We start from the raw sequence: 20,856 nt of genomic DNA on the forward strand, positions 1-20,856 counted from the left end.
CTCAAAGGAGGGATACTTTTATTACGAAATCCCTATATTTTGTGTCCGATACTCTTTAGGTGTACATCCTACTTGCCTTTTGAAAAAACGTAGAAAATGCTGCGGATGTTGGAAGCCCAGCGATTCGGCAATCTGCTTAATCGTACCTGCCGGATCGAGCATCCGCTCTTTAGCGATGGCAATCATCTTCAGTTGGATATACTCTTGCGCCGTCTTTCCTGTTTCCTGCTTTACCAGATCCCCGAAATAGTTAGGCGAAAGACAAATTTTGTCCGCAAAATATTTCACGGTGGGAATTCCTATACTCGCTGCTGTTCCTGAATAGAGGTAATCATCTAACAGTCTCTCGAAACGTGCCAACGCATCGTGATTCATGTCCTCGCGCGTGATGAACTGCCGTTCGTAGAAACGCATACAGTAATTAAGCAACACTTCGATGTTGGAAACGATCAGCGACTTGGAGAACTTGTCGATGGGATGCTGCAATTCGCGTACAATCTTCTCCATATAATCTTGCAGGATGATGCGTTCCTCTGTTGAAAGATGCAATGCCTCGTTGGAAGCGTAGGAGAAAAAGGAATATTGCTTCATCTTCTGCCCCAGCGAAGTACGGTGCAGGAAATCAGGATGGAACAACAATCCGACGGCTTCCGGTGCGGGGCCGTCTTCCAATCGGTGAATGCCTACCGTCTGCCCCGGAGCAAAACTTACGACAGTTTCGTCATCGAAATCATAGACCGTTTTTCCATAGTTGATAATGCACCCGGTTGTTTTTTTGAGAAACAACGCATAAAACCCCAATGTCATCCGATGTGTCGGTTGCGGCACGGAGCCGTCGAAATGCACGATGCCAACCAACGGATGGCGCGTCTCGAACCCGAAAAACCGATTATATTGTTCAATAGTGTCCGCCTTTATTATATCCGCAGTATGATCCATAATTCAAATGCTTTTCTTTCAATAACGTATATATCCTTATTACAATACAAAGGAAATATATTTTCCCCGATAATGAAAGTCCCGTATCATAAAACACGTAATTAGGGTACTTTTATCCGTAATCGGGGTACTTTATTGATTATCATATCGAAACACTTACAACAAAAACCGTAATCGGGGTACTTCTGTCCGTAAGAAAGGTACCGTGTCACATGACAGAACGTCCTAATTTTGCATCGTACAAAAAATAGCAATTCAAAATCAGTAATTTATGAAACGGATAGTAATTACAACCATGACGACCTTGGCTTTCTTTGCTTCGGCCGTCGCACAAAACCAAGCCGAACGTGTTCCTGCAAAAGGATTTGCCGTTTTTTCAGCTACGGGCACCTTCCATCCTTACGAATTTACCCGTCATGCTATCGGCGATAACGACATTTTAATCGAAACGCTTTATGCGGGCATTTGCCACAGCGACTTGCACGCCGCATGGGACGAACATACGGCACACGGGATTAACGGCATATATCCGATGGTGCCGGGACATGAAATTGCCGGACGGGTGGTGAAGGTAGGCAAAAATGTAACGAAGTTCAAGGCGGGTGATTATGCCGGTGTGGGCTGCATGGTAAATGCTTGTGGACATTGCACGTTCTGCGAGATGGACAAAGAACAGTTTTGCGAGAATGGTACAACATTCACCTACAACAGCATTGACCGTTACCACGACAATGAACCGACAATGGGCGGCTATTCCGACAATATTGTGGTAAGCGAGGACTTTGCTATCAAGATACCTGCAAACGCTGACTTGAAGCGAGTCGCTCCGCTTTTATGTGCAGGTGTAACGACTTGGTCGCCTATCCATTTCAGCAATGTCAAGAAAGGCGATAAGGTAGCGGTTGCCGGGTATGGCGGTCTGGGACACATGGCCGTGCAGTATTTGGTCGCTCTCGGTGCAGATGTTACCGTTTTCGACATCACCGACGAGAAGCGTGCCGATGCTTTCCGCATGGGTGCGAAACATTACGTGAACGTGAATAAAGCGGAAGAAATGAAAGGGCACAGCAACGCTTTCGATTTTATCATCAGCACGATTCCTTCCGAATACAGTCCGCTTGTTTATGCCCGAATGCTGAAATACGGGAAAGGCGAAATGACAATAGTCGGACTGCCGGAAACTGCAATGATCAATGCAGCGGATTTAGCTATGGGTGGAGCCGCCAACCGCAAAGTTTATGGTTCGCTGATTGGCGGAATCAAAGAAACGCAGGAGATGCTCGATTATTCGGTGGAGCATAATATCTATCCCGAAGTGGAAATCATCAAAGCCGATGCCTCCGAAATAGACAAGGCATATCGCAATGTTCAGGACGGGAAAGTCAAGTTCCGCTATGTAATCGACATGAGTACGATTAAATAGGAGGCATGACGATGAACAACGACATTATAGAAAGAATGCGGAGCGGAAAGCGGATTTCGGAAACAGACTCCTACTTTCCCCGTTTGTGCGAAGAGATAGAGAACACACGAAGACTCATTGCTGAACTAAACACGGGTTATCATTCGCCGGATGAAGTGCGAGCATTGCTCGAACGCATCTGGGGACAGCCGTTGGATGCCTCCGTGCGTATGTTCCCGCCGTTCTATACGGCTTTCGGGAAAACGACACGCGTAGGCAAAGAGGTATTCATCAACTTCGGCTGCACATTTCTGGACCAAGGCGGCATCACGCTCGAAGACGGTGTATTCATCGGGCCAGAATCCAAAATCCTCACGGAAGCACATCCCGAACAGCCCGAAATCCGCCATACGCTGCAAACCGAGCCAGTGGTTATCCGCCGCAAGGCATGGATTGGCGCAGGTGCAATTATTCTGCCGGGAGTTACTGTCGGCGAAAACGCTATCATTGCAGCAGGTGCTGTAGTAACGAAAGATGTGCCCGACAATACCATTGTCGCAGGTGTGCCTGCAAAAACATTAAGAAGAATAAACACTACAGATTATGAATAGAAAATTAACCGCGTTCTTCGTGATATGTGTTATGATTATCACAGGAACGGCTTGCAAAAGAACAAATAATTTGAATAACGAAAAGAATATGGAAAATCTGAATTTAACCGACGAGTGGGACAAGACGTTTCCCAAAAGCGACAAAGTAAACCACAGTAAAGTAACATTTACCAACCGTTATGGCATCACGCTGGCGGCTGATATGTATATACCGAAGAATACAACCGGCAAACTGCCCGCTATCGCCGTCTGCGGCCCCTTCGGAGCTGTCAAGGAGCAGGCCGCCGGGCTTTATGCACAGACAATGGCCGAGCGCGGTTTTCTGACTATCGCTTTTGACCCTTCCTACACCGGAGAGAGTGGCGGCGAACCCCGTTACGTGGTATCACCCGACATCAATACCGAGGATTTTTCGGCGGCGGTCGATTTCCTTGCTACCAACGACAAAGTCGATTCAGAACGGATCGGCATTATCGGTATTTGCGGCTGGGGTGGATTGGCCATCAATGCCGCGGCAGCCGACCCGCGTATCAAAGCGGCTGTTGCCTCCACGATGTATGACATGAGCCGCGTAAATGCCAACGGTTATTTCGATGCGAACGACAATGCTGAAGCACGCAATGCGCTCCGTAAATCACTTGCCACACAACGTACCGAGGATTTCCGCAACGGTTCTCCGAAACCGGGTGGTGGCGTTCCCGATGAATTGCCTGCCGATGCTCCGCAGTTCTTCAAGGACTACCACGCCTATTACAAGACTTCGCGCGGCTATCATCCCCGCTCACTAAACTCCAATCAGGGACGAAATGCAACGGAGGCCATTCCGTTTATCAATTTCCCGCTTATGAGCCGTGCGGACGAAATAGAAAATGCCGTACTTGTCATTCACGGCGAAAAGGCACACTCCCGTTACTTCGGCGAAGATGCGTTCAAGAAGTTGAAAGGTGACAACAAGGAGCTGATGATTATTCCAGGTGCAAGCCATACTGACCTTTACGACAATTTGGCCGTCATTCCATTCGACAAAATGGAAGCATTTTTTCAAAACAATCTCAAATAACAACAAGACAATGAAGATGTGGTTATTATCTATATTCTTACCGGGGCTGCTATTGACAACCAATGCTTGCAGCCCTACAGATGAACCTGTAAAGACTGAAGAACCTACGCCCACGCCCGACCCGGAGCCGAAGCCCGATCCAAACCCTGATCCGCAACCTACGGGTGGACAGGCATTGGTGGTCTATTTCTCCTGCACGAACGCGACCAAAGGCATTGCCGACCGGATTGTCGAGGCTACAGATGCAGCGACTTGGCGCATCGTGCCCGAAGTGGCTTACACGTCCGAGGACTTGAATTACAACAATTCATCATCCCGTGCCAACCGAGAGCAAAACGACCCGTCGGCACGCCCTGCCATCAAGGGCAAATGCGAGAACCTTGCCGGCTACGATGTGATTTTCATCGGTTATCCCATCTGGTGGGGCAAAGCTCCGAAAGTCATTTTCACCTTCCTCGAAAGCCATGATCTCACGGGCAAGACCATCATTCCGTTTTGCACTTCGCACTCCAGCGGCATCGGATCGAGCGATACCGACCTGCATCGTCTGGCGACCGGAGCCGAATGGAAACAAGGGCGGCGATTCAGCGGAAACGAATCAGAAGAAACAATTACAAATTGGATTGAAAGTATGAATCTGAATTTTAATAATGATATGAATGCAGGGGTATTCGACCTCTCGATGGCGCGGAAAAATGAAAGTATTGGCAATCAATGGCAGTTCACGCAAGGATAGCAATACGGCGGATATGCTGAATCTTGTATTGGGCGAGCTGGAAAAGGAAGGTTACGAGACGGAACACATACAGTTGGCAGGGCATACGATAAGCCCCTGCAAAGCCTGTTTCGGGTGTGCCGGAAAGAAAAATTGTGTGTTCGGCAATGATATTTTTCAGGAGCTTTATAAGAAAATGACCGAAGCAGATGCCATCATCCTCGGTTCTTCGAGCTATTCGGCAGACGTTTCATCTACGTTAAAAGCAGTCATCGAGCGTGCCAGCGTGGTCAACGATACCAATCCGGGAATGTTCCGGCACAAAATAGGCGGTGCGGTAGCCGTTGCCCGAAGAGCCGGAGCCATGAATACCATCGACACCATCAACCATTTCTTTCTCAACAAAGAAATGTATGTTGCGGGTTCCACCTATTGGAACATCGCTTACGGACGTCTGCCCGGCGAAGTCATGAAAGACGAAGAAGGCGTCGCCAACATGAAGAATCTCGGACAGAATATCGCGTGGCTGCTGAAACGACTGAAATAGATAAATATAAATTCATAACAAGTAAATTTACATGAAAGAACAAATCAAAAAGTCTTCTCTTTTTTTGAAGGGAAGCAACATTTGCGGCATTTTGTTACGGAATAGGATGTAGCAGAAGAATTATTTGAGTTGCTCTCCGATGCAAAAGCATTCTATTTACAGGATGTTATGGAGAATAGAAAACGGTACGCCCGCCGCAGCAGTATAACGACACGTTTTTGAATACGAATGCCGGGACATCCTTGAGCCGCTTGGGACGGACCGGGAATGCCGGTTCCCCGGCTGTCTTCATCCGAATCTCCAGCCTTTTGATAACAGCGTCCAGTTTGGCGTCGGTCTCGCGCAGACGGGTATCGTTGCCCTCGCGCGTCCCGTTCAGGTATTTGACGAGTCCGACGATATATTCGTAAGCGTCACACACGATTTTGTGTTTTTCCAGGACGTCGGCGGGATGGCTGATAGATATATTACGGTTACTTTTACCATTATTACAGATTGATTTGACTTATACTGACAAATTCTGCTGCTCTATCTATATTTATCACAAGATAACATTATACAAGTAACCTAATATGATGATAAATAGCGTTATCAAGCCGAAGAAAATTCCAATCAACTTCCAGGTCATTACTTTCTTCAGCAATGTAGCTTCGGGCAATGATAAACCCACAACTGCCATCATGAAGGCAATGGCCGTTCCAATAGGAATACCTTTTGCCACAAATACTTCAATAATGGGAACTATTCCGGCAGCATTGGCATACATTGGTACAGCTAAAACAACGGAAAGAGGAACAGCAAACCAATTATTCTTAGACATATATTGCTCGAAAAATCCTTCCGGTACATAACCATGCATGAATGCCCCTATACCGATACCTATAATGATATACAAAAGTACCCCTTTAACGATACCCCATGCCTCTTGAATGATTATCGGTAAACGTTTGATAAAGGGAGTCTTTTCTTTTTTCCACGCATCCGAATCGGATGACGAATGCTGCTGTATCTGCTTCACCCAGTCACTCAAATAAGGCTCTAGCTTCATTTTGCCTAAAATAAATCCACCTATCATGCCCAACAAAATGCCGCTAATCACATATATGACTGTGATACGTACCCCAAAAGTTCCTATAAACATCGCAACAGCAACTTCATTCACCAAAGGAGAAGTTATCAAGTAAGCAAAAGTAACTCCCAAAGGAATGCCGCCTTTCACAAACCCAATAAACAAAGGTATGGATGAGCAGGAACAAAATGGAGTAATAGCTCCGAATAGAGCAGCAAAGAAATATTGTAACCCGTATAACTTGCGAGAAGTTAAGTAATTACGTAAACGCTCTATCGGGAAATAAGCGTTTATAATACCCATTATCACACTGATAAAGAATAGCAGTATCAAAATCTTTATCGTATCATAGAAGAAAAAATTTATAGCTTCTCCTAAAGCTGTGGACGCATCCAAACCAAAGATATCATATACCAACCAGTCTGCAAATCTCTGTATCATATCCAATTATTGCTTTAATTATACGAACAAAATAAGAAATCCATAATAAACGCCTATCAAAATAAACAGCATCGCTACCATACGATTAAACCACTTCTGAAAGGTTTGTACTCTATTGTAGAACTTACCTATCCCTGCAACACTATAAGCCAAAATCCAAGCAACAAGTGCAACTGGAAGCCCCGTTGCCAAAGCAAAAAGCACAGGTAGCAGATATCCTTCACTTTCAAGAGCAGACATGGGAATGAGCATACCGAAATAGAATAATCCACTGGTAGGGCAAAATGCCATAGCAAACAGTATCCCCAATAATAAACTACCCCAGCCCCCCTTTATCTTCTCTGTTTTTTCTGTAACAGAAAAGCCAAATTTGGGAAGATGGAACCTAGCCCCAAACAGCATAAACAACCCTATCAAAATTAAAGCAGGAGCAAGCAATAATTCTCCCCACTGACTAATTCCTTTTTGGATAGAAAACATATCCGCACCTTTTCGGAGTACCATTATAAGTATTGCTCCCAAAACAGAATAAGCCAACACACGCCCTAGTGTGTATAATATACCGTTCTTAAAGATTTGCTTACGATTGTCTATATCTTTACTGATAAATCCGATAGCTGTGATATTAGTAGCCAACGGGCAAGGGCTTAGAGCAGTCAGCAAACCCAGCAGAAATGCTGTGATAACAGGTATTTCGCTGTTATCCAGCAAGGTTTGTAAATGTTCCATAAAGCGGTTATTTAAGTAGCTGATTTATTTTCTTTTTCACCTCTTTCTTAAACAGGTCTGTTTTATTTCTTGCATTCTGGAAACTGAATTGTGTCATATCGTTACGTTCTTCCTTGCCATTCTTCCACCCATTTACGTAAAGAGAAGACCAGCTCACACGATACTTATTCGCCACCTTTTCACCTTCGGGAGTGGAAATATCCACTTCCTTAAAACGTACTTTTCCACTCTTTACCAATTCTGCAAAATCTGTATAAACGACCTCTTTAGTGTACTTTTCAATAGCTTTACAAGTCACACAACGCTGTTTGCCATGGAAATAAAGAACTTCCACATACTTATCCGTTTGAGTTTGCGCTATCCCTAAAACAGAAAACAAACAAATTAGGGAAAAGAATAAAAACCGTTTCATCGTTATATCTTTTATTTGGTTAGTATTGCTTTTATTTCTTGTGCTGATATTTTTCCTTTTGCTACTACTTTCCCGTCCACAACAAGAGCCGGAAGCGTCATTACATTATATTCCATTATCTTCATCAAATCTTCTTCTTTGATGATTTCAGCAGTCAAACCTAATTCTTTGACCGTTTGCTCTACTGTCTGATACAATGCTTTACAACTTGCACAACCTGTGCCTAAAACTTTAATTTCCATAATTCTATTATCTTATTTAGTTAAACGCAATTCGCAAAACAACGAACATCCATCTCAAAAAAAGGGGCTGCTACTCACAGCATTCCCCCGATTTACATATACTCTGGCCAAAGAACTCCTTAAAGAGTTCACGAGCCAGCTTCCAGTTTTCACGATTGATACAATATTTCACCTTGGGCGTTTCTACTTCACCTTGTATAAGTCCTGCATCTTTTAGTTCTTTCAGATGTTGAGATACTGTCGCTTTGGCAATGGGAAGTTCTTCGTGAATATCACCAAAATAACAACTTTCTTGCTTTGCCAAAAAGTGCATAATGGCAATTCGAGCGGGATGTCCCAACGCTTTTGCAAATCGCGCCAACTGTTCCTGTATAGCTGTATAGTCTTTCTTTTCTTCCATATCTTGAATATTGTTCGCAAATATACGAACAATCAATATAACACAAAAGAATTTAAGAGTTTTTTCTATAAGCAGATTTTCTAAAACATAAAATTAAAGCTTCTCTTATAAGAAGTATTGGATTTTTAAGAAATAATTTATCTCTTATCTTATTAGCAGAGAGAAGCTGTGTCAAAACGAATAATTCATAGCCTTTTTATTTCAGCCAGTCAAGAGTCAACAGCCGGTTTATAACTTTTTGGGGTGTTTTTTGTTATATAGATAGACTAGATTGAAGATGAATAAAAAATCACGGTTATTATATCAGCAGGAACATTTTTCCTGTTATAATTATGAAAAAGAGCAGAATGCACGGCTTGAAATACTTAATCGTCCGGCCGGGTTCATTCTTGAGCGTAACCTTATAGATACGGAAATAGTCTTCCTTATTAAAGGAAGGTTTAAATTATCGTATGGAAAATTAGTAAATAAAGAAATCACGGAAGGAAAGATGATGCTTTTTCCTCCGGGCAGCCACATTGTAGCCGAAGTTATCGAAGACGTACATTTTATTATATGCCGCCTGCGCGATGTGGTACAGTTGTGCGAATGCATGTCGCTGGAACGGTTGCATAAAGAGACTGAATGTGACTCCGGTGATTTTTATATGCTGGATATGAACGATCGCATCAATAAATTTATAGAGTTGTTTGTAAAGTGTGTGGAAGACGGCTTGCACTGTACCTATTATTTTAATACAAAAATGAAGGAACTCTTTTTCATGCTCCGTGCCTACTACATCAAGGAACAGCTTGCCAGCTTTTTTTGCCCTATGCTGGGTAAGGATGCCCAGTTTATGAATCTAATGTACCGTAGTTACCGCAACGTTAAAACGGTACAGGAACTGGCCGACCTTTCGAATTACAGCTTGTCGGGTTTTAAAAAGCAGTTTCAGAAGGTATTCGGTACTTCGGCCTCGGAATGGATGAGCCAACAGAAAGCTACTCGCGTGTTTCAGGATTTAAACAATTCGCCATTGAGTATTAAGGAATTAGCCTACAAACATGATTTCTCTTCAGTTTCGGCATTTAGTAGCTTCTGCAAGCAAAAATTTGGTATTCCGCCCGGTAAGATACGACTGAATATTGAATGAATGAACTCTGAAAAACTAAAAGTAGCTCCTCAATAAAAACGCGGGTCCCGAGACATAAAAAGAACGGGAATGGCATCTTTATCTTTGCAAACGCTTATCCACCAGGATGTAGAGGTTGTAAAAAATTTAACTGAAAAGTAAAATGAAAAAGATGAAAAATGTGCTTTTAATGGGGTTTGTAGCCTTTGGTGTCCTTGCTGCCAGATGTAGTAAGGAAGAAATAATATCGGATGGTTCCAGTCCGAGTGAGAGAAAAGCTTCCATGCAGATTTCTATAAAAGGAGAGGGGGCCTCTACATCTGCGCGTGCTATCGGTAATCCGTCGTCGGACGACGAAAAAACGGTACACACTTTTACAGTGTATGTATTCAATAACTCTACGGGTGTACTCGAAGCCCGTGAGACGTTTACCGATGGGCTTGAAGGACAAATCTCGGGTCTGGGCGTTGCTTCTCAAAAAAAAGTAGTGGTACTTGTAAACCAGCCGCAAGGATTTCCTTCGATAATAAGTTATGATGATTTTGAGAAAGCATCTACTATGATCGACCTTAGTACACAGGTTCCGAAGGATTTCCAAACCGATGGTCTTTTTATGAGTGGTAAAACGGAAGATCCTATAACCCTTAGTACAGAGGGAATAGTGAACGTTCCGGTAACAGTCCGCAGGCTTACCTCGAAAGTGAGGCTCGGATCGCTGACGGTAACTCCTGATGGGGGATTGTCAATTGACGATTTCAAATTAAAAGGGGTAAGTATACAGAAAGCGCGCGATAAGTACGATGCACTGGGGGTAGTAAGATCAAGCGGTTTCAATTATGTAGGTGGCGTTCAACCTGCGGGCTCTGAAAGTTTACAAGTAGATTATCTGAATGAATTTTATAGTTTGCCCAATGGATATTCGGCAGGAACAAAGTTGAATCCTGAAGTGTATTTCTATGTATTCCCGAACGATAATACCAACAACAATGCTACGTTGCTCAACCTGTACGGAAATTATAAAGGTAAAGAGATATATTTCCCTTTTTATATTAACCAGCAGCAAGGTGTTGGCAGCAGCACTACAGACGGAACATGGATTACACGAAATAAGATTTATACGCTCAACGTAACACTTAAAAAAATCGGTAACAGTAGTGAAAATCCCAACGTTCCTAACGAAGAGGTATCGATGGACGTAGAAGTAGAGGTTGCCAACTGGGAAGCCGAACTTATCCAGGAAGTGGAATGGTAAGGAAAATAAAGCTGTGAAACATATAACAATGAAAAAGCGAATAAATATACTAAAAGCAGAGAAACGGTCTCATTTATGGGGTACGCTATTGCTGATTGTCTTGCTTTTTTCTGCGTGCACCAGCAATCTTGATTTTACAAACCCCGGTATAGTAAATCCAGGGACGGGTGAAGCGTTGGTTACGCTTAATATCAATACCCCCCAACCTTTATTGCCGGGTGCGAGGGCACAAAGCCCGAACGAAACCCATATCTCGGAGGTGAAAATTCTGGTATTCGAAAAATCGGATGAAGAGTATAAATTCAGCTACCATGTAAATGCAACAGAAATCGCCTCCTCCGTTGGACAAACCCAGTTTAAGGTACTGCTGGCGACAACTGACGTCCCTGTGAAATTGATAATGCTGGCCAACGCGAATGATGCTTTTACTAATAACGCACCCGAAACGGGTATGACAGAAGCGGAGGGACGGGATCTTTTGAACGAATTGTTTACTTCAGAGGGATTGCAAGGTAGTTTACCCATGTATGGAGAACTGTATTTATCCAACGGGATAAATAGTTCCGAAACATATATGCTTCCTGTTACAGCCCTTCGATCGGTTGCCCGGATAGATGTTGTAAAGAACTTAAATCCCGATGCGCCTGAATTTATACTGGAAGAAGTGTATGCTTTCAGAAGCAACAACCGAATACAATTAATTCCCAACCAACTGGAGGGAGGTTCTTCGCCTAAAGTAAGCAAACCGTCTATTCCCACACAGGCGGCGGCATTACAAGCACCGGTAATGAAGATGGTTCCAGGAGGGGCGGAATCGATTGTTCAACTCTACCTCCCTGAATCGTCTGAAGTGATAACCAATACCGAAAAAGTAAAAGAGGCTACTACTATTGTTATCGGTGGTCGTTTCGGTGGTTCCGATAACCCGGTAACATATTACCGGGCCGATTTTAATTCGGGTATTGCCGGGCATCCGTTCGGGCAGGTACTGCGTAATCACAGATACATTTTTAAGATAAAGAATGTTTCGCGTGAAGGGTGGCCTACACCGGGAGAAGCAGCCGACAACCTGTCGTCATCGATTATCGTAGACGTGCAACCGTGGGAGGATTTTTCGTCGGAAATGTATTTAGGTGACGATCGATTCGGAGTTTCCTCCCGCGAGATTTCGTTGCGTTATGTGCGTAACCGTGAGCACAGAATCGATGTGGAATCTACCTATATCTATCAGATTCAATGGTTAAAAAACGGTGTTCCCGTAGGTGATGCTACGTCTGAGTATGATAGAGCTATCAGTAACGACACCTTTGATGTGCGGATTGTACGCGAGGCAACCGATAAGGAACATGTAACACATCTGGTATTTCGTACTCGGAAAGATAACCATTTGGGTAATATTATTACCGATACTCTACGGATTACTGCCGGCCAGTGGAAAGTAGATATTGCTGTAAGCCAGGATAATTCAGCTATGTATTCAAACCGTTATCTGCATATTCTTACGGTGGAAGGCATAGGAGATCTTGGGGTGGACATGGTAGACCCGGGAGCAAGCGGATTGGCTATGAGGAAAATTCTTGATAAGCAGTTCGGAACCAATGGAACTATCCGAATAGGCGGTTCGTCCTTTACCCGTATACCTAATACGGTGGGTTATGTGGGTACTTCGGCCAGTGAAAACCTGTCGGTGCTCAATCGGATTTTTGGTTCGCAAGATGTGATATATCTCCCGCATGGAGTAAATATCTCGTCTGCCGTAGCCGATCTTCTTATTGCATGGATAGAAGCTAATCCTTACCGTGTTCTTATTGTGGGAACCGACTCGGAATCAAGCAATAAACAGTTGAGAGAGAAGCCCCAAATTGCCAGCAACGGGATTTGGGCATTTTCGGACGTAGCAACCATAACCTCATCGTATGCGCGGGCAATAGAATCATCCGAAAATGAAGAGTTCTTTAACGGGCCATTCGGTAGGGTAGCTGAAAACGCGCAATTTAGCCGTGCTGATAATATTGCAGGATACCTTCCATCGTATTCTCCTTCTGTTACGCCCCTTATAGTGAGTAATAAGGCCGGCTATACGGATTATATGTTTTTCGGTATCAATAAATCTGACAGAATTGTTTTTCATGGGGATTCCCAATTGTTCATGACAAATCAGATAAGTAATAATAGCGGCAATGTTACTTCGAACCTTGATATTCTTATGGCTAATACGTGGGCTTGGATAGTAGAACAGGTCATTTACGGGAATGGCAGTGAAGGGAGATATAAATAAAATCCTTTTTCATTAGCCTAAATATAGTTCGAGCTATTACTTCTGTTTAGGGACTGTAGATAAGCTATACTTTCCACCGTAGAGTCAATTTTAGCCTGCATTATTCATCGCAGGCTAAAGGGGAAGATGGATACTCCTGAATATTTTTTCCCAACTGACCATTAATTTTTGATCAGAATGATTCCTTTTTACTTCTGCCATGAATAATGCTAGAGTAAGGGCAGAGGAAGTTAATGCCCTATCCACTAAAAGGACAGCATGGCGAACATAAACAGAAAACCAATATGCAGGAATAAGAGAAAACCATTAAAGAATTACAAAAAGAATAGATTGATAAAAGCAACAGCCTTTTGACTAACACACAACGGCTACCCTTTGGCTACCCAACAAAACAAAAAAACCTCAAAATCAAATGATTAAGAGGCTTTTTTTGTACCCTTAGCCGTTCTGTTTTCGAACCAGTTTCTACGTGATTTGGACTTGATTTGGGAACTACGTGAATTGATACCACTAAAAAGCTAAGCCCCTAATATTGGGATAAAATACCGTAATCACTAGCCATTGCATCGACAAGGGTAGGACATTTTAATAGAAAAAGCAAGTACCGTAAATAGTATATTGAAATTAGATTGAATTAGTTTTTGCTCTCTATCTAGCTGACAGGTAGAGAACAGCACCGTATCTTGGCTCTTAGAATACTAGCTTTTGGTAGGTGTGGCTAATCTCGACTAACGGGTCTGCGAATAAAATTTTTTTGGCCAATTTTCTGTAGAATTCTACTTATTAGTCTTTACTTTCTTACCAAACTACATATTTATATATAAAATAAGAATTGAAACAATGGAAAACAACTACAAAAGGCAGTATCGCCAATTGTCTGATGCGACCAGACAGAAAATTAGTCAATCTTTAAGAGGAAGGACCAAAAGTGCTACACATGCACAATCAATCTCAACTGGACTTAAGAACTACTGGAAACAAGTGCCAGATAAACCTAATAATAGCGAAAATAAAAATGATGAGAATGAATAAGATATTTGGTTTTAATCTAGACGCCTTGCGACTCTGCTATGAAATCGTAGAGCCATATAATATTGACCTTCTTAAAGCCAAAGAAGTAGGAGAAGAAATAGACTTTATGTACTTTTATTTGCGACGGATAGAGGGTAGACATTTCAAATTTGTGTATGAGATACGCTATGATGATTTGGGGGAAGATAAGCTATTTGGCGAACTACGGTTGGGAATCAACTCTGACAAAGAAGAAAGTAATCTCCATATAAATGGATGCGGTAAGGCGTGGATTAGTATTTCCAATAGGGTACTATATACAGATGAAATATATTATCTGGATTTTATAGCAAGTAATCTTGGGCTGGGATTACATAATATAACCGCTTTAGATTTGTGTCTTGACATGTCCACAAATATAGCTCGACAAATACGACGACTTATCCGAAATTCACAAATAACTACTTTGTTGAACGGCAAGAGAATCACCAACCGTAAACAAGACCGCCCCGAAATCACATATACTTTTAGCGGCAATATGGATAGAGATAAATACCTAACTGTTAATATTAAGCAGAAAAAAGCCATCAAAGATAAAAGCAGGGGGAGTAGTCTTATCGCTTACGATAAGAAAGCGGAAATAACCAATAGTTCAGATAAGAAATACATAGACGACCATTATTTTAATCCATCTAAGTTATACCGCCTAGAAGTTCATCTTAATAATGAGGAGATAAAGGATTACATGGAGCGTACCAGACATGAACTTTCGTTCTATTCCTTGGTTGATAGAAAATTCTTGTTGAGACTATTCCGTGATACACTGGACAGCCTCATCAAATTTGAAAAAGATGGAAAAACTTTGAATTGGGCAGACATTATGGGGTTATAACAACCACCCCTGGGAAACCTATGTCGGTAAAGGTAAACGCCTAGTAATCAATATTAATATTGCGCAATTTGTGCTTAAATAGTGTTCAAAAAAAGAAATGCAATTCAATCTTTGATAGAAACTATTTATTTGTTATTTTTGGGCAACTAATTATTAGAGAGAATGAGTTTACCAGTACAGAAAGCCGTTAGAAGTAACGAGAATCGTCATCAAGAAGATATGTACGCAACAAGCCCAGCTGCTGTAGAAGCGCTGTTAGAGAGAGAGAAGTTTTATAGTTGCATTTTAGAACCATGCTGCGGTCAAGGGCACATATCAAAAGTATTAGAATTACATAATTATCATGTTATTTCATCCGATAAGAATTTTCATGGTTATGGAAATGGAGGTCTAGATTTTCTAAAAGATAACGATTTCTTTTCTGGCTTGGATGCCGATATAGTCACCAATCCACCTTACCGTCTCGCTATTCCTATGTTAGAAAGAGCACTGGAGATTACTAAATTTAAAGTCGCCATGCTTTTCCCCTTCTGGTACTTAATAAAATTTTATTACAATCCTCCTGCTAGAGTTTATCTCTTTACAAGAAAAATAGATATAGCTAGAGATGGAGATTTCGAGACATTTAAAAATAAAAACATGAAAGATTATGCCTGGTTCATTTTTGAAAAGGGGTGCAAAACGGAAACGAAAGTATATTATATTATTAATAACAAGAAAGTCACTCCTACAATAAAACAATTAGAAGAGAAATATTCCAGAGATGAGGCATTTTGGAACTCTTCTAAAGATAACATGAAAAGATATGTAATGCAACTACACAGTGAAGGAATGAGTAACCGTTCCATTGCCAAAAGGTTAGAAGTTACAGAAGGAACTATTAGAAACTGGCTTAAAAAATAGTGCGTAAATTACGCATTGTTCATGCGTTTTGTATTACAATAAAGAGTGTATCAATTTAATCTAATATAAGACTGTTTGATACACTCTTTTATGTGTTAGTTTAATCTAAAAGATTATTTTAATAATAGTTATGATACTCATATACAACCTTTGATTTTCCATTTATGGTGTACTTCTTAGCATTAATAGTAATAACCAAATCTTGAAAGTCAAAACTTATATTGGGGTACATAAACAGAAACGATTCTTTTTGAATTTCTGTTATGAGAATTTGTCCACTCACATAGCAATTACTAGCATTAGCCATATTATCCCTATATCGGTCTATAATAGTAGCATACTGGGAACTAGCAAGGTTGATGCCAACCATATTATGCAACTGGCTACTGAAATCATCTCCATATTTATTACCTAGTTGTATATAGAAATCGACATCTTTGCCAGCATCATTGAAAGTAAATGCAGAAGTTATAAGTTTATCCTCGTATGGTTTCTGCGATATAGCCCATAATCCTGCAACTTCCATCGCTGATTTTTGAGAATTTATACTAATATCTGCATAAGGATATTCTGGTTTCGTCATTATATCATTCCTTCTGTATGCAACAGAACCATCAAGCACAAAGGTTGCCGATGATGAATTTTCCCTATCATAAACCTCCAGTTGAACATTATTAAATGATAAACGAACCAAAGTTTGGTCAGACGATAAACTTACAAATGTAATATTGCCACTTTTAACAGTACCTTCTAAATAGTCAATAATGGCTTCATCAGAAGAAAAAACAAGTCCAGATATTATTGTCAACTCATCTCCTTTGCTAATCTCATCAAAATTTATTCGTGAGAATTCAAAATGGACATCATAGTTTCCCAATATTAATGATTCTTCTCCTTTGCGATGAAGACTTTTCATGAATTTTATACTCCTAATTTTCTCCTCAACATCATCAATAGCACTACTTGTTATACTATTTCCTGTAAAATTAGCAGCTTTACAAGTATATGTTTCACCATTAATCTTCAATTCGCCATCTTCATTACCACTCGCATTATCATCTGTATCGTCAGAACAGCCAACAAAAACAGATACAGCAAATAAGGCTATGAGCACAGAATATAGATACGTTTTCATGTCAATTAAAATTTATAAGCAATTCCAACTCCAAAAACCGCTTGATTGAAATCTTTTATCAACTGATATTTAACTTCAAAGTTTATGGCAAGTTTACTTGAAAGGTCATACTGAACACCAGCACCTAAATTTACTCCAAATCGCCCCTCACTTCCAGATGATCCAGTCATTTCGGAAGCATCTTCTATTATCCCTGCATCTATGAGCTCTTGGATTTCTTTTGCTGTCAGGCCTTCATAAGACCAGCCACCAACCTTACAATTAGCATAAGTCAAACCCACTAAAGGATAAACATTAAATTTGTCAGCGACAGGGAAAAGATAATGCGCATTGACATTAATATCCCACATGGTGGCACCATCTTTTTTAAGAAAGTAATTAAAAGCAGCCTCAGTACGAATAGCGTCCGTTATTCCATACTGAAATTTAGCACCGATACCGAGATTGCTAATCTCTGTTCCATAACCAAGGTTAACACCTACTGCCTTTTCGCCTTTTTGAGCGAACGCAGAACCCATTCCAAGAGCAATAAAGCTCATTAATACAAATAATTTCTTCATTTTATAAAAATATTAGTTATAACTTAATGGTTGTCATATATGATAACCACCTTGCAAAGATATGCGCTTTTCTTTGTTATCACAAATGATAACTCAAGAAAAAAATGAATGAGCAGCAATTATTTCTAAAAATCGGAGACAAAATCAAGGAAATAAGGACGTTAAAGGGGATAAGTCAGCAAGACCTTGCAGCCAAGTGCAATTTTGAAAAGGCTAATATGTCGAGAATCGAAGCTGGGCGCACGAACTTAACACTCAAGAATGCCTATAAAATAAGCCTTGCTCTAGGAGTGAAGTTGAAAGAGCTTGTTGATGTAGAGTAGCTTTATTTCTTGGGCATCGTTATAAGCACGCCCTTTCTAATCACACATCGTGCATTCTGATATGGCCTACCCTCTTTCACACCATAATTTCGCAGAGTGCCAAGAGCAACCGACAACTCCTCTGCCGTAAACTTTGTATATATAGCTGACAAGGAACCAAAGTAGTAATGTTGTCCAGCAAACTCAAGATGAACAACTGTTCTTTCTTGTTTATTTTCCATTGCACACAGTTTTTAGCTGCAAAGGAATGACAAATATTTAATATTCGCCATACTTCTAGCATCATTTAACGCAAAAAGTGATTTATATTTAATATACATCACTAACTTTGCATCATAAACAAGTACTGATATGAAAAAGGTGGTAATATTTGCAAGAGTTTCAAGCAACAATAGCTCACAGGACTACGAGCGTCAGATTAATGACTTACAGGCAGTAGCTTCAATAAATAACTGGACAGTTGAGGCTACTTTTGCTGAAAAAGTTTCTGGTGCAAAAAAGAATTCGGAACGTGTTGAACTTCTTCGTATGGTAGAATACATTGAAGCAAATCAAATAGACAAGATACTTGTTACAGAATTAAGCCGACTTGGGAGAGATACTTTACAAGTATTAGCAGTAATTGAACTCCTAAACAGCAAGGGCATTAGCCTCTTCATTCAAAATTATAACATTGAGACACTCACGGTAAATGGTGAAATTAATGCTATGAGCCAATTCTTAATTACTATTTTGGCAGAAATAGCAAGAATGGAACGCAAAACCATCAGGGAGCGCGTAGAGAGCGGTTACAAGAACTTTCGCGCAAACGGTGGAATTGTTGGCAGAAAACTGGGATTCAAGAAAAGCGATGAGGCGATGAAAGAAGAATATGCTGAAGAAATCAGACTTCTTAAAAAGGGCTACTCGCTGAGAAATGTTTCAAAATTGACCAACACAAGTATCAATACCTTGAGAAAATTAAACAATTTAACATAATTTAAATTATCCAAGCGGCATTTTTTCCCAGAAGTCGTATATTTGCAATAATCAGAGAATACTCACCAAGAGAAAATCTTTAATACATAGTATAAAGTTGAGACAAGAAGCACATTCATGCCTTAGGTATTTCCTTGTCTTGTGAGTTGTTGAATGTGCAAGAATAAGCCATTATGGCAAATAATGTTGCATAATTAATGATAACCTTAGAACAATGCAAGCAAATTCTAAAAAAAGATAAAAGAAGATTTAGTGATGAGGATATAAAACTAATCAGAGATTATCTCTACCAGTTAGCAAAACTTCAACTAGAAAACGAGAATAAATAACTTAAATTCAAAATGTCATGAATGTCATAATTTACTGTCGCGTAAGTAGCGATGAACAAACAAAAGGGTGTAGCTTAGACTACCAAGCAAAAACATTAATAGAGTACTGCCAAAGAAATAAATACAACATCATTGGTGAACCATATCGAGAGGATTATTCTGCAAAAGATTTCGCACACCGCCCCGAAATAAATAAAATAATGAAATATTGCAAACAACATAAGGGTGAAATAGACCTTATATTATTTCTACGTTGGAACCGCTATTCACGAGATACACCAGAGGCATACAAGAATATTGAATATTTCCAGAAACTAGGAATAGAAGTCAACGCATGTGACGAACACATTGATTGGAAGCAATCCGAAAGTAAGATTTTACTTGCTGTCTATATCAGCCAAGCAGAAGTAGATAACGATAAACGTTCCAAAGCAACGATTGATGGCATCTATGAATCAGCAAAACAAGGGAAATGCACTAATAAAGCTCCACGAGGCTACAAAAATATAAAAATAGATGACTATAACAAATACGTAGAAATTGTACCAGAAGAGGCAAAAATCATCCGTCAAGTCTTCGCAGACGTAGCTAAAGGAGTAGAGACGCCAACCTATATTCATAAGCGATATGACCGTATAGGTTTCAAAGTGAATAAGAACTCATGGTTTGACATGCTGCGAAACCACTTCTATATTGGTGAAGTCAGAGTACCAGAACATGACGGAAAGCCAGCATACTATACCAAAGGACTACATGAGGCAATAATAGACAAGGAGATATTCTATAAAGTACAAGACATCCTTGATGGAAACAGAAAACAATCTCCCAAGTTATCAAAAAAGATACATCCAGATTTATTTCTCCGCAAATATCTTGTCTGTCCAGTATGTGGCTATCCGCTCACTGGAGCAACAAGTTCTGGTAATGGTGGCAAGTATACATATTATAATTGTAGTCACAATGCAAAACATTTGCGTTGCCGAGCAGAAGAAGCAAATGAAATGTTCGCAAAATACGTGGCAAGTCTAAAACCCAATCAAGCTATATTAGAACTTTATAAAGAAATCTTAGTTGAATTAAAAAGAGAACGCGATGGCAATAGTAGACAAGAAGTGGAATTTCTCAAACTAGAGTTATCCAAGACAAAAGAACGTATTTCAAAACTTGATGATAAGTTCATTGATGGCGATATTGATAAAAGTACCCATGCCCGAATGATTGAAAAATACGCCAAAGAAGAAATTCTACTTAATGAAAAGATAGAAATCATACTCAACCCGAACCGTACAAATATCGAACCTAAATTAGATTATTCTATTAACTTGATTAACAATATAGATAGCTATATTAGAAATGCCTCAGTGGAAGTCAAATGTAAACTCATTGGTTCGATGTTTCCCGAGAAAATCGGATCAACGTAAAACCCTGAGGGATTTTCCTATTATGCATATAACTTAGTTAATCTGTACAAGAAGAATGCTTTATCCTTTACGCCCCTGAACAGTGCTCTAAAAGCT

24 protein-coding genes are annotated in these 20,856 nt (G+C 40.6%); 14 read left to right on the plus strand and 10 right to left on the minus strand.

Annotated elements, in window-relative coordinates; genetic code table 11:
• Positions 1-21: 21 nt before the first annotated feature.
• Complete coding sequence (locus AAE250_RS14605; protein ID WP_294601679.1) at positions 22-939, minus strand: helix-turn-helix domain-containing protein; 918 nt, start codon at positions 937-939, stop codon at positions 22-24.
• A 271-nt stretch (positions 940-1,210) separates the two neighbouring features.
• Here AAE250_RS14605 and AAE250_RS14610 point away from each other — a divergent pair, with 271 nt between their 5' ends.
• The 5 genes from AAE250_RS14610 to AAE250_RS14630 are packed head-to-tail and all read left to right on the plus strand — an operon-like array spanning position 1,211 to position 5,274.
• Positions 1,211-2,362 (plus strand): NAD(P)-dependent alcohol dehydrogenase, encoded by a 1,152-nt coding sequence (locus AAE250_RS14610; RefSeq protein ID WP_294601681.1) that lies wholly within the window; start codon positions 1,211-1,213, stop codon positions 2,360-2,362.
• A gap of 11 nt (positions 2,363-2,373) precedes the next feature.
• A complete protein-coding gene (locus AAE250_RS14615) occupies positions 2,374-2,952 on the plus strand; it encodes a sugar O-acetyltransferase (RefSeq protein ID WP_294601683.1) in 579 nt (192 codons plus the stop codon).
• Positions 2,953-2,983: 31 nt separating this feature from the next.
• Positions 2,984-4,012 (plus strand): alpha/beta hydrolase, encoded by a 1,029-nt coding sequence (locus AAE250_RS14620; RefSeq protein ID WP_294601700.1) that lies wholly within the window; start codon positions 2,984-2,986, stop codon positions 4,010-4,012.
• 10 nt (positions 4,013-4,022) lie between these two features.
• A complete protein-coding gene (locus AAE250_RS14625; protein WP_294601685.1) occupies positions 4,023-4,748 on the plus strand; it encodes a flavodoxin in 726 nt (241 codons plus the stop codon).
• Positions 4,708-5,274 carry a flavodoxin family protein gene (locus tag AAE250_RS14630; protein ID WP_294601688.1) on the plus strand — a complete coding sequence of 189 codons (567 nt, stop codon included), beginning with the start codon at positions 4,708-4,710 and terminating at the stop codon, positions 5,272-5,274. The genes AAE250_RS14625 and AAE250_RS14630 overlap by 41 nt, the downstream gene beginning before the upstream one ends.
• Positions 5,275-5,440: 166 nt before the next feature.
• Here the strand turns inward: AAE250_RS14630 and AAE250_RS14635 are convergent, their stop codons facing one another.
• From AAE250_RS14635 to AAE250_RS14660, 6 genes are all read right to left on the minus strand, one after another.
• Positions 5,441-5,695, minus strand: a complete 255-nt coding sequence (locus AAE250_RS14635) for a hypothetical protein (RefSeq protein WP_294601690.1) — start codon at positions 5,693-5,695, stop codon at positions 5,441-5,443.
• A gap of 120 nt (positions 5,696-5,815) precedes the next feature.
• Positions 5,816-6,784, minus strand: coding sequence for a permease (locus AAE250_RS14640; protein ID WP_342289127.1), 969 nt, complete (start codon positions 6,782-6,784; stop codon positions 5,816-5,818).
• 18 nt (positions 6,785-6,802) lie between these two features.
• Positions 6,803-7,513 (minus strand): aromatic aminobenezylarsenical efflux permease ArsG family transporter, encoded by a 711-nt coding sequence (locus AAE250_RS14645; RefSeq protein ID WP_342289128.1) that lies wholly within the window; start codon positions 7,511-7,513, stop codon positions 6,803-6,805.
• A gap of 7 nt (positions 7,514-7,520) precedes the next feature.
• Positions 7,521-7,925, minus strand: a complete 405-nt coding sequence (locus AAE250_RS14650; protein WP_342289129.1) for a nitrophenyl compound nitroreductase subunit ArsF family protein — start codon at positions 7,923-7,925, stop codon at positions 7,521-7,523.
• An 11-nt stretch (positions 7,926-7,936) separates the two neighbouring features.
• Positions 7,937-8,167 (minus strand): thioredoxin family protein, encoded by a 231-nt coding sequence (locus tag AAE250_RS14655; protein ID WP_342289130.1) that lies wholly within the window; start codon positions 8,165-8,167, stop codon positions 7,937-7,939.
• A gap of 70 nt (positions 8,168-8,237) precedes the next feature.
• A complete protein-coding gene (locus AAE250_RS14660; RefSeq protein ID WP_342289131.1) occupies positions 8,238-8,567 on the minus strand; it encodes an ArsR/SmtB family transcription factor in 330 nt (109 codons plus the stop codon).
• A gap of 277 nt (positions 8,568-8,844) precedes the next feature.
• Here AAE250_RS14660 and AAE250_RS14665 point away from each other — a divergent pair, with 277 nt between their 5' ends.
• The 6 genes from AAE250_RS14665 to AAE250_RS14690 all read left to right on the plus strand — a co-directional run bounded on the left by AAE250_RS14665 (position 8,845) and on the right by AAE250_RS14690 (position 16,014).
• Positions 8,845-9,699, plus strand: coding sequence for a helix-turn-helix domain-containing protein (locus AAE250_RS14665; protein WP_342289132.1), 855 nt, complete (start codon positions 8,845-8,847; stop codon positions 9,697-9,699).
• 142 nt (positions 9,700-9,841) lie between these two features.
• Positions 9,842-10,930 (plus strand): fimbrial protein, encoded by a 1,089-nt coding sequence (locus AAE250_RS14670; protein ID WP_342289133.1) that lies wholly within the window; start codon positions 9,842-9,844, stop codon positions 10,928-10,930.
• A gap of 28 nt (positions 10,931-10,958) precedes the next feature.
• Positions 10,959-13,208, plus strand: coding sequence for a hypothetical protein (locus tag AAE250_RS14675; RefSeq protein WP_342289134.1), 2,250 nt, complete (start codon positions 10,959-10,961; stop codon positions 13,206-13,208).
• A gap of 840 nt (positions 13,209-14,048) precedes the next feature.
• Positions 14,049-14,240: a hypothetical protein gene (locus AAE250_RS14680; protein ID WP_342289135.1), complete on the plus strand. Its 192-nt coding sequence runs from the start codon at positions 14,049-14,051 to the stop codon at positions 14,238-14,240.
• On the plus strand, positions 14,233-15,111 hold the full coding sequence (locus AAE250_RS14685; protein WP_342289136.1) for a hypothetical protein: 879 nt from the start codon (positions 14,233-14,235) through the stop codon (positions 15,109-15,111). Before AAE250_RS14680 ends, AAE250_RS14685 begins: the two co-directional genes overlap by 8 nt.
• Positions 15,112-15,273: 162 nt before the next feature.
• Positions 15,274-16,014 carry a hypothetical protein gene (locus AAE250_RS14690; protein WP_342289137.1) on the plus strand — a complete coding sequence of 247 codons (741 nt, stop codon included), beginning with the start codon at positions 15,274-15,276 and terminating at the stop codon, positions 16,012-16,014.
• Between the two features lie 118 nt (positions 16,015-16,132).
• On the opposite strand, the gene AAE250_RS14695 is transcribed toward AAE250_RS14690, so the two are convergent.
• Together AAE250_RS14695 and AAE250_RS14700 are read right to left on the minus strand one after the other, a co-directional pair.
• The gene (locus AAE250_RS14695; protein ID WP_342289138.1) at positions 16,133-17,149 is read right to left on the minus strand and encodes a hypothetical protein; all 1,017 of its coding nucleotides are present in this window, start codon (positions 17,147-17,149) and stop codon (positions 16,133-16,135) included.
• A 5-nt stretch (positions 17,150-17,154) separates the two neighbouring features.
• Positions 17,155-17,709: a porin family protein gene (locus AAE250_RS14700; protein ID WP_342289139.1), complete on the minus strand. Its 555-nt coding sequence runs from the start codon at positions 17,707-17,709 to the stop codon at positions 17,155-17,157.
• 104 nt (positions 17,710-17,813) lie between these two features.
• On the opposite strand from AAE250_RS14700, the gene AAE250_RS14705 reads away from it, so the two are divergent.
• Complete coding sequence (locus AAE250_RS14705) at positions 17,814-18,032, plus strand: helix-turn-helix domain-containing protein (RefSeq protein WP_342289140.1); 219 nt, start codon at positions 17,814-17,816, stop codon at positions 18,030-18,032.
• 2 nt (positions 18,033-18,034) lie between these two features.
• Here the strand turns inward: AAE250_RS14705 and AAE250_RS14710 are convergent, their stop codons facing one another.
• Positions 18,035-18,253, minus strand: coding sequence for a hypothetical protein (locus tag AAE250_RS14710; RefSeq protein WP_342289141.1), 219 nt, complete (start codon positions 18,251-18,253; stop codon positions 18,035-18,037).
• A 130-nt stretch (positions 18,254-18,383) separates the two neighbouring features.
• Between AAE250_RS14710 and AAE250_RS14715 the strand changes: the two genes are divergently transcribed.
• On the plus strand, positions 18,384-19,010 hold the full coding sequence (locus AAE250_RS14715) for a recombinase family protein (protein ID WP_342289142.1): 627 nt from the start codon (positions 18,384-18,386) through the stop codon (positions 19,008-19,010).
• 346 nt (positions 19,011-19,356) lie between these two features.
• Positions 19,357-20,760 (plus strand): recombinase family protein, encoded by a 1,404-nt coding sequence (locus AAE250_RS14720; protein ID WP_342289143.1) that lies wholly within the window; start codon positions 19,357-19,359, stop codon positions 20,758-20,760.
• Positions 20,761-20,856: the final 96 nt, after the last annotated feature.

The sequence above is a fragment of the Bacteroides sp. GD17 genome (assembly GCF_038448625.1).
In the GTDB taxonomy this organism is placed as follows: domain Bacteria; phylum Bacteroidota; class Bacteroidia; order Bacteroidales; family Bacteroidaceae; genus Bacteroides.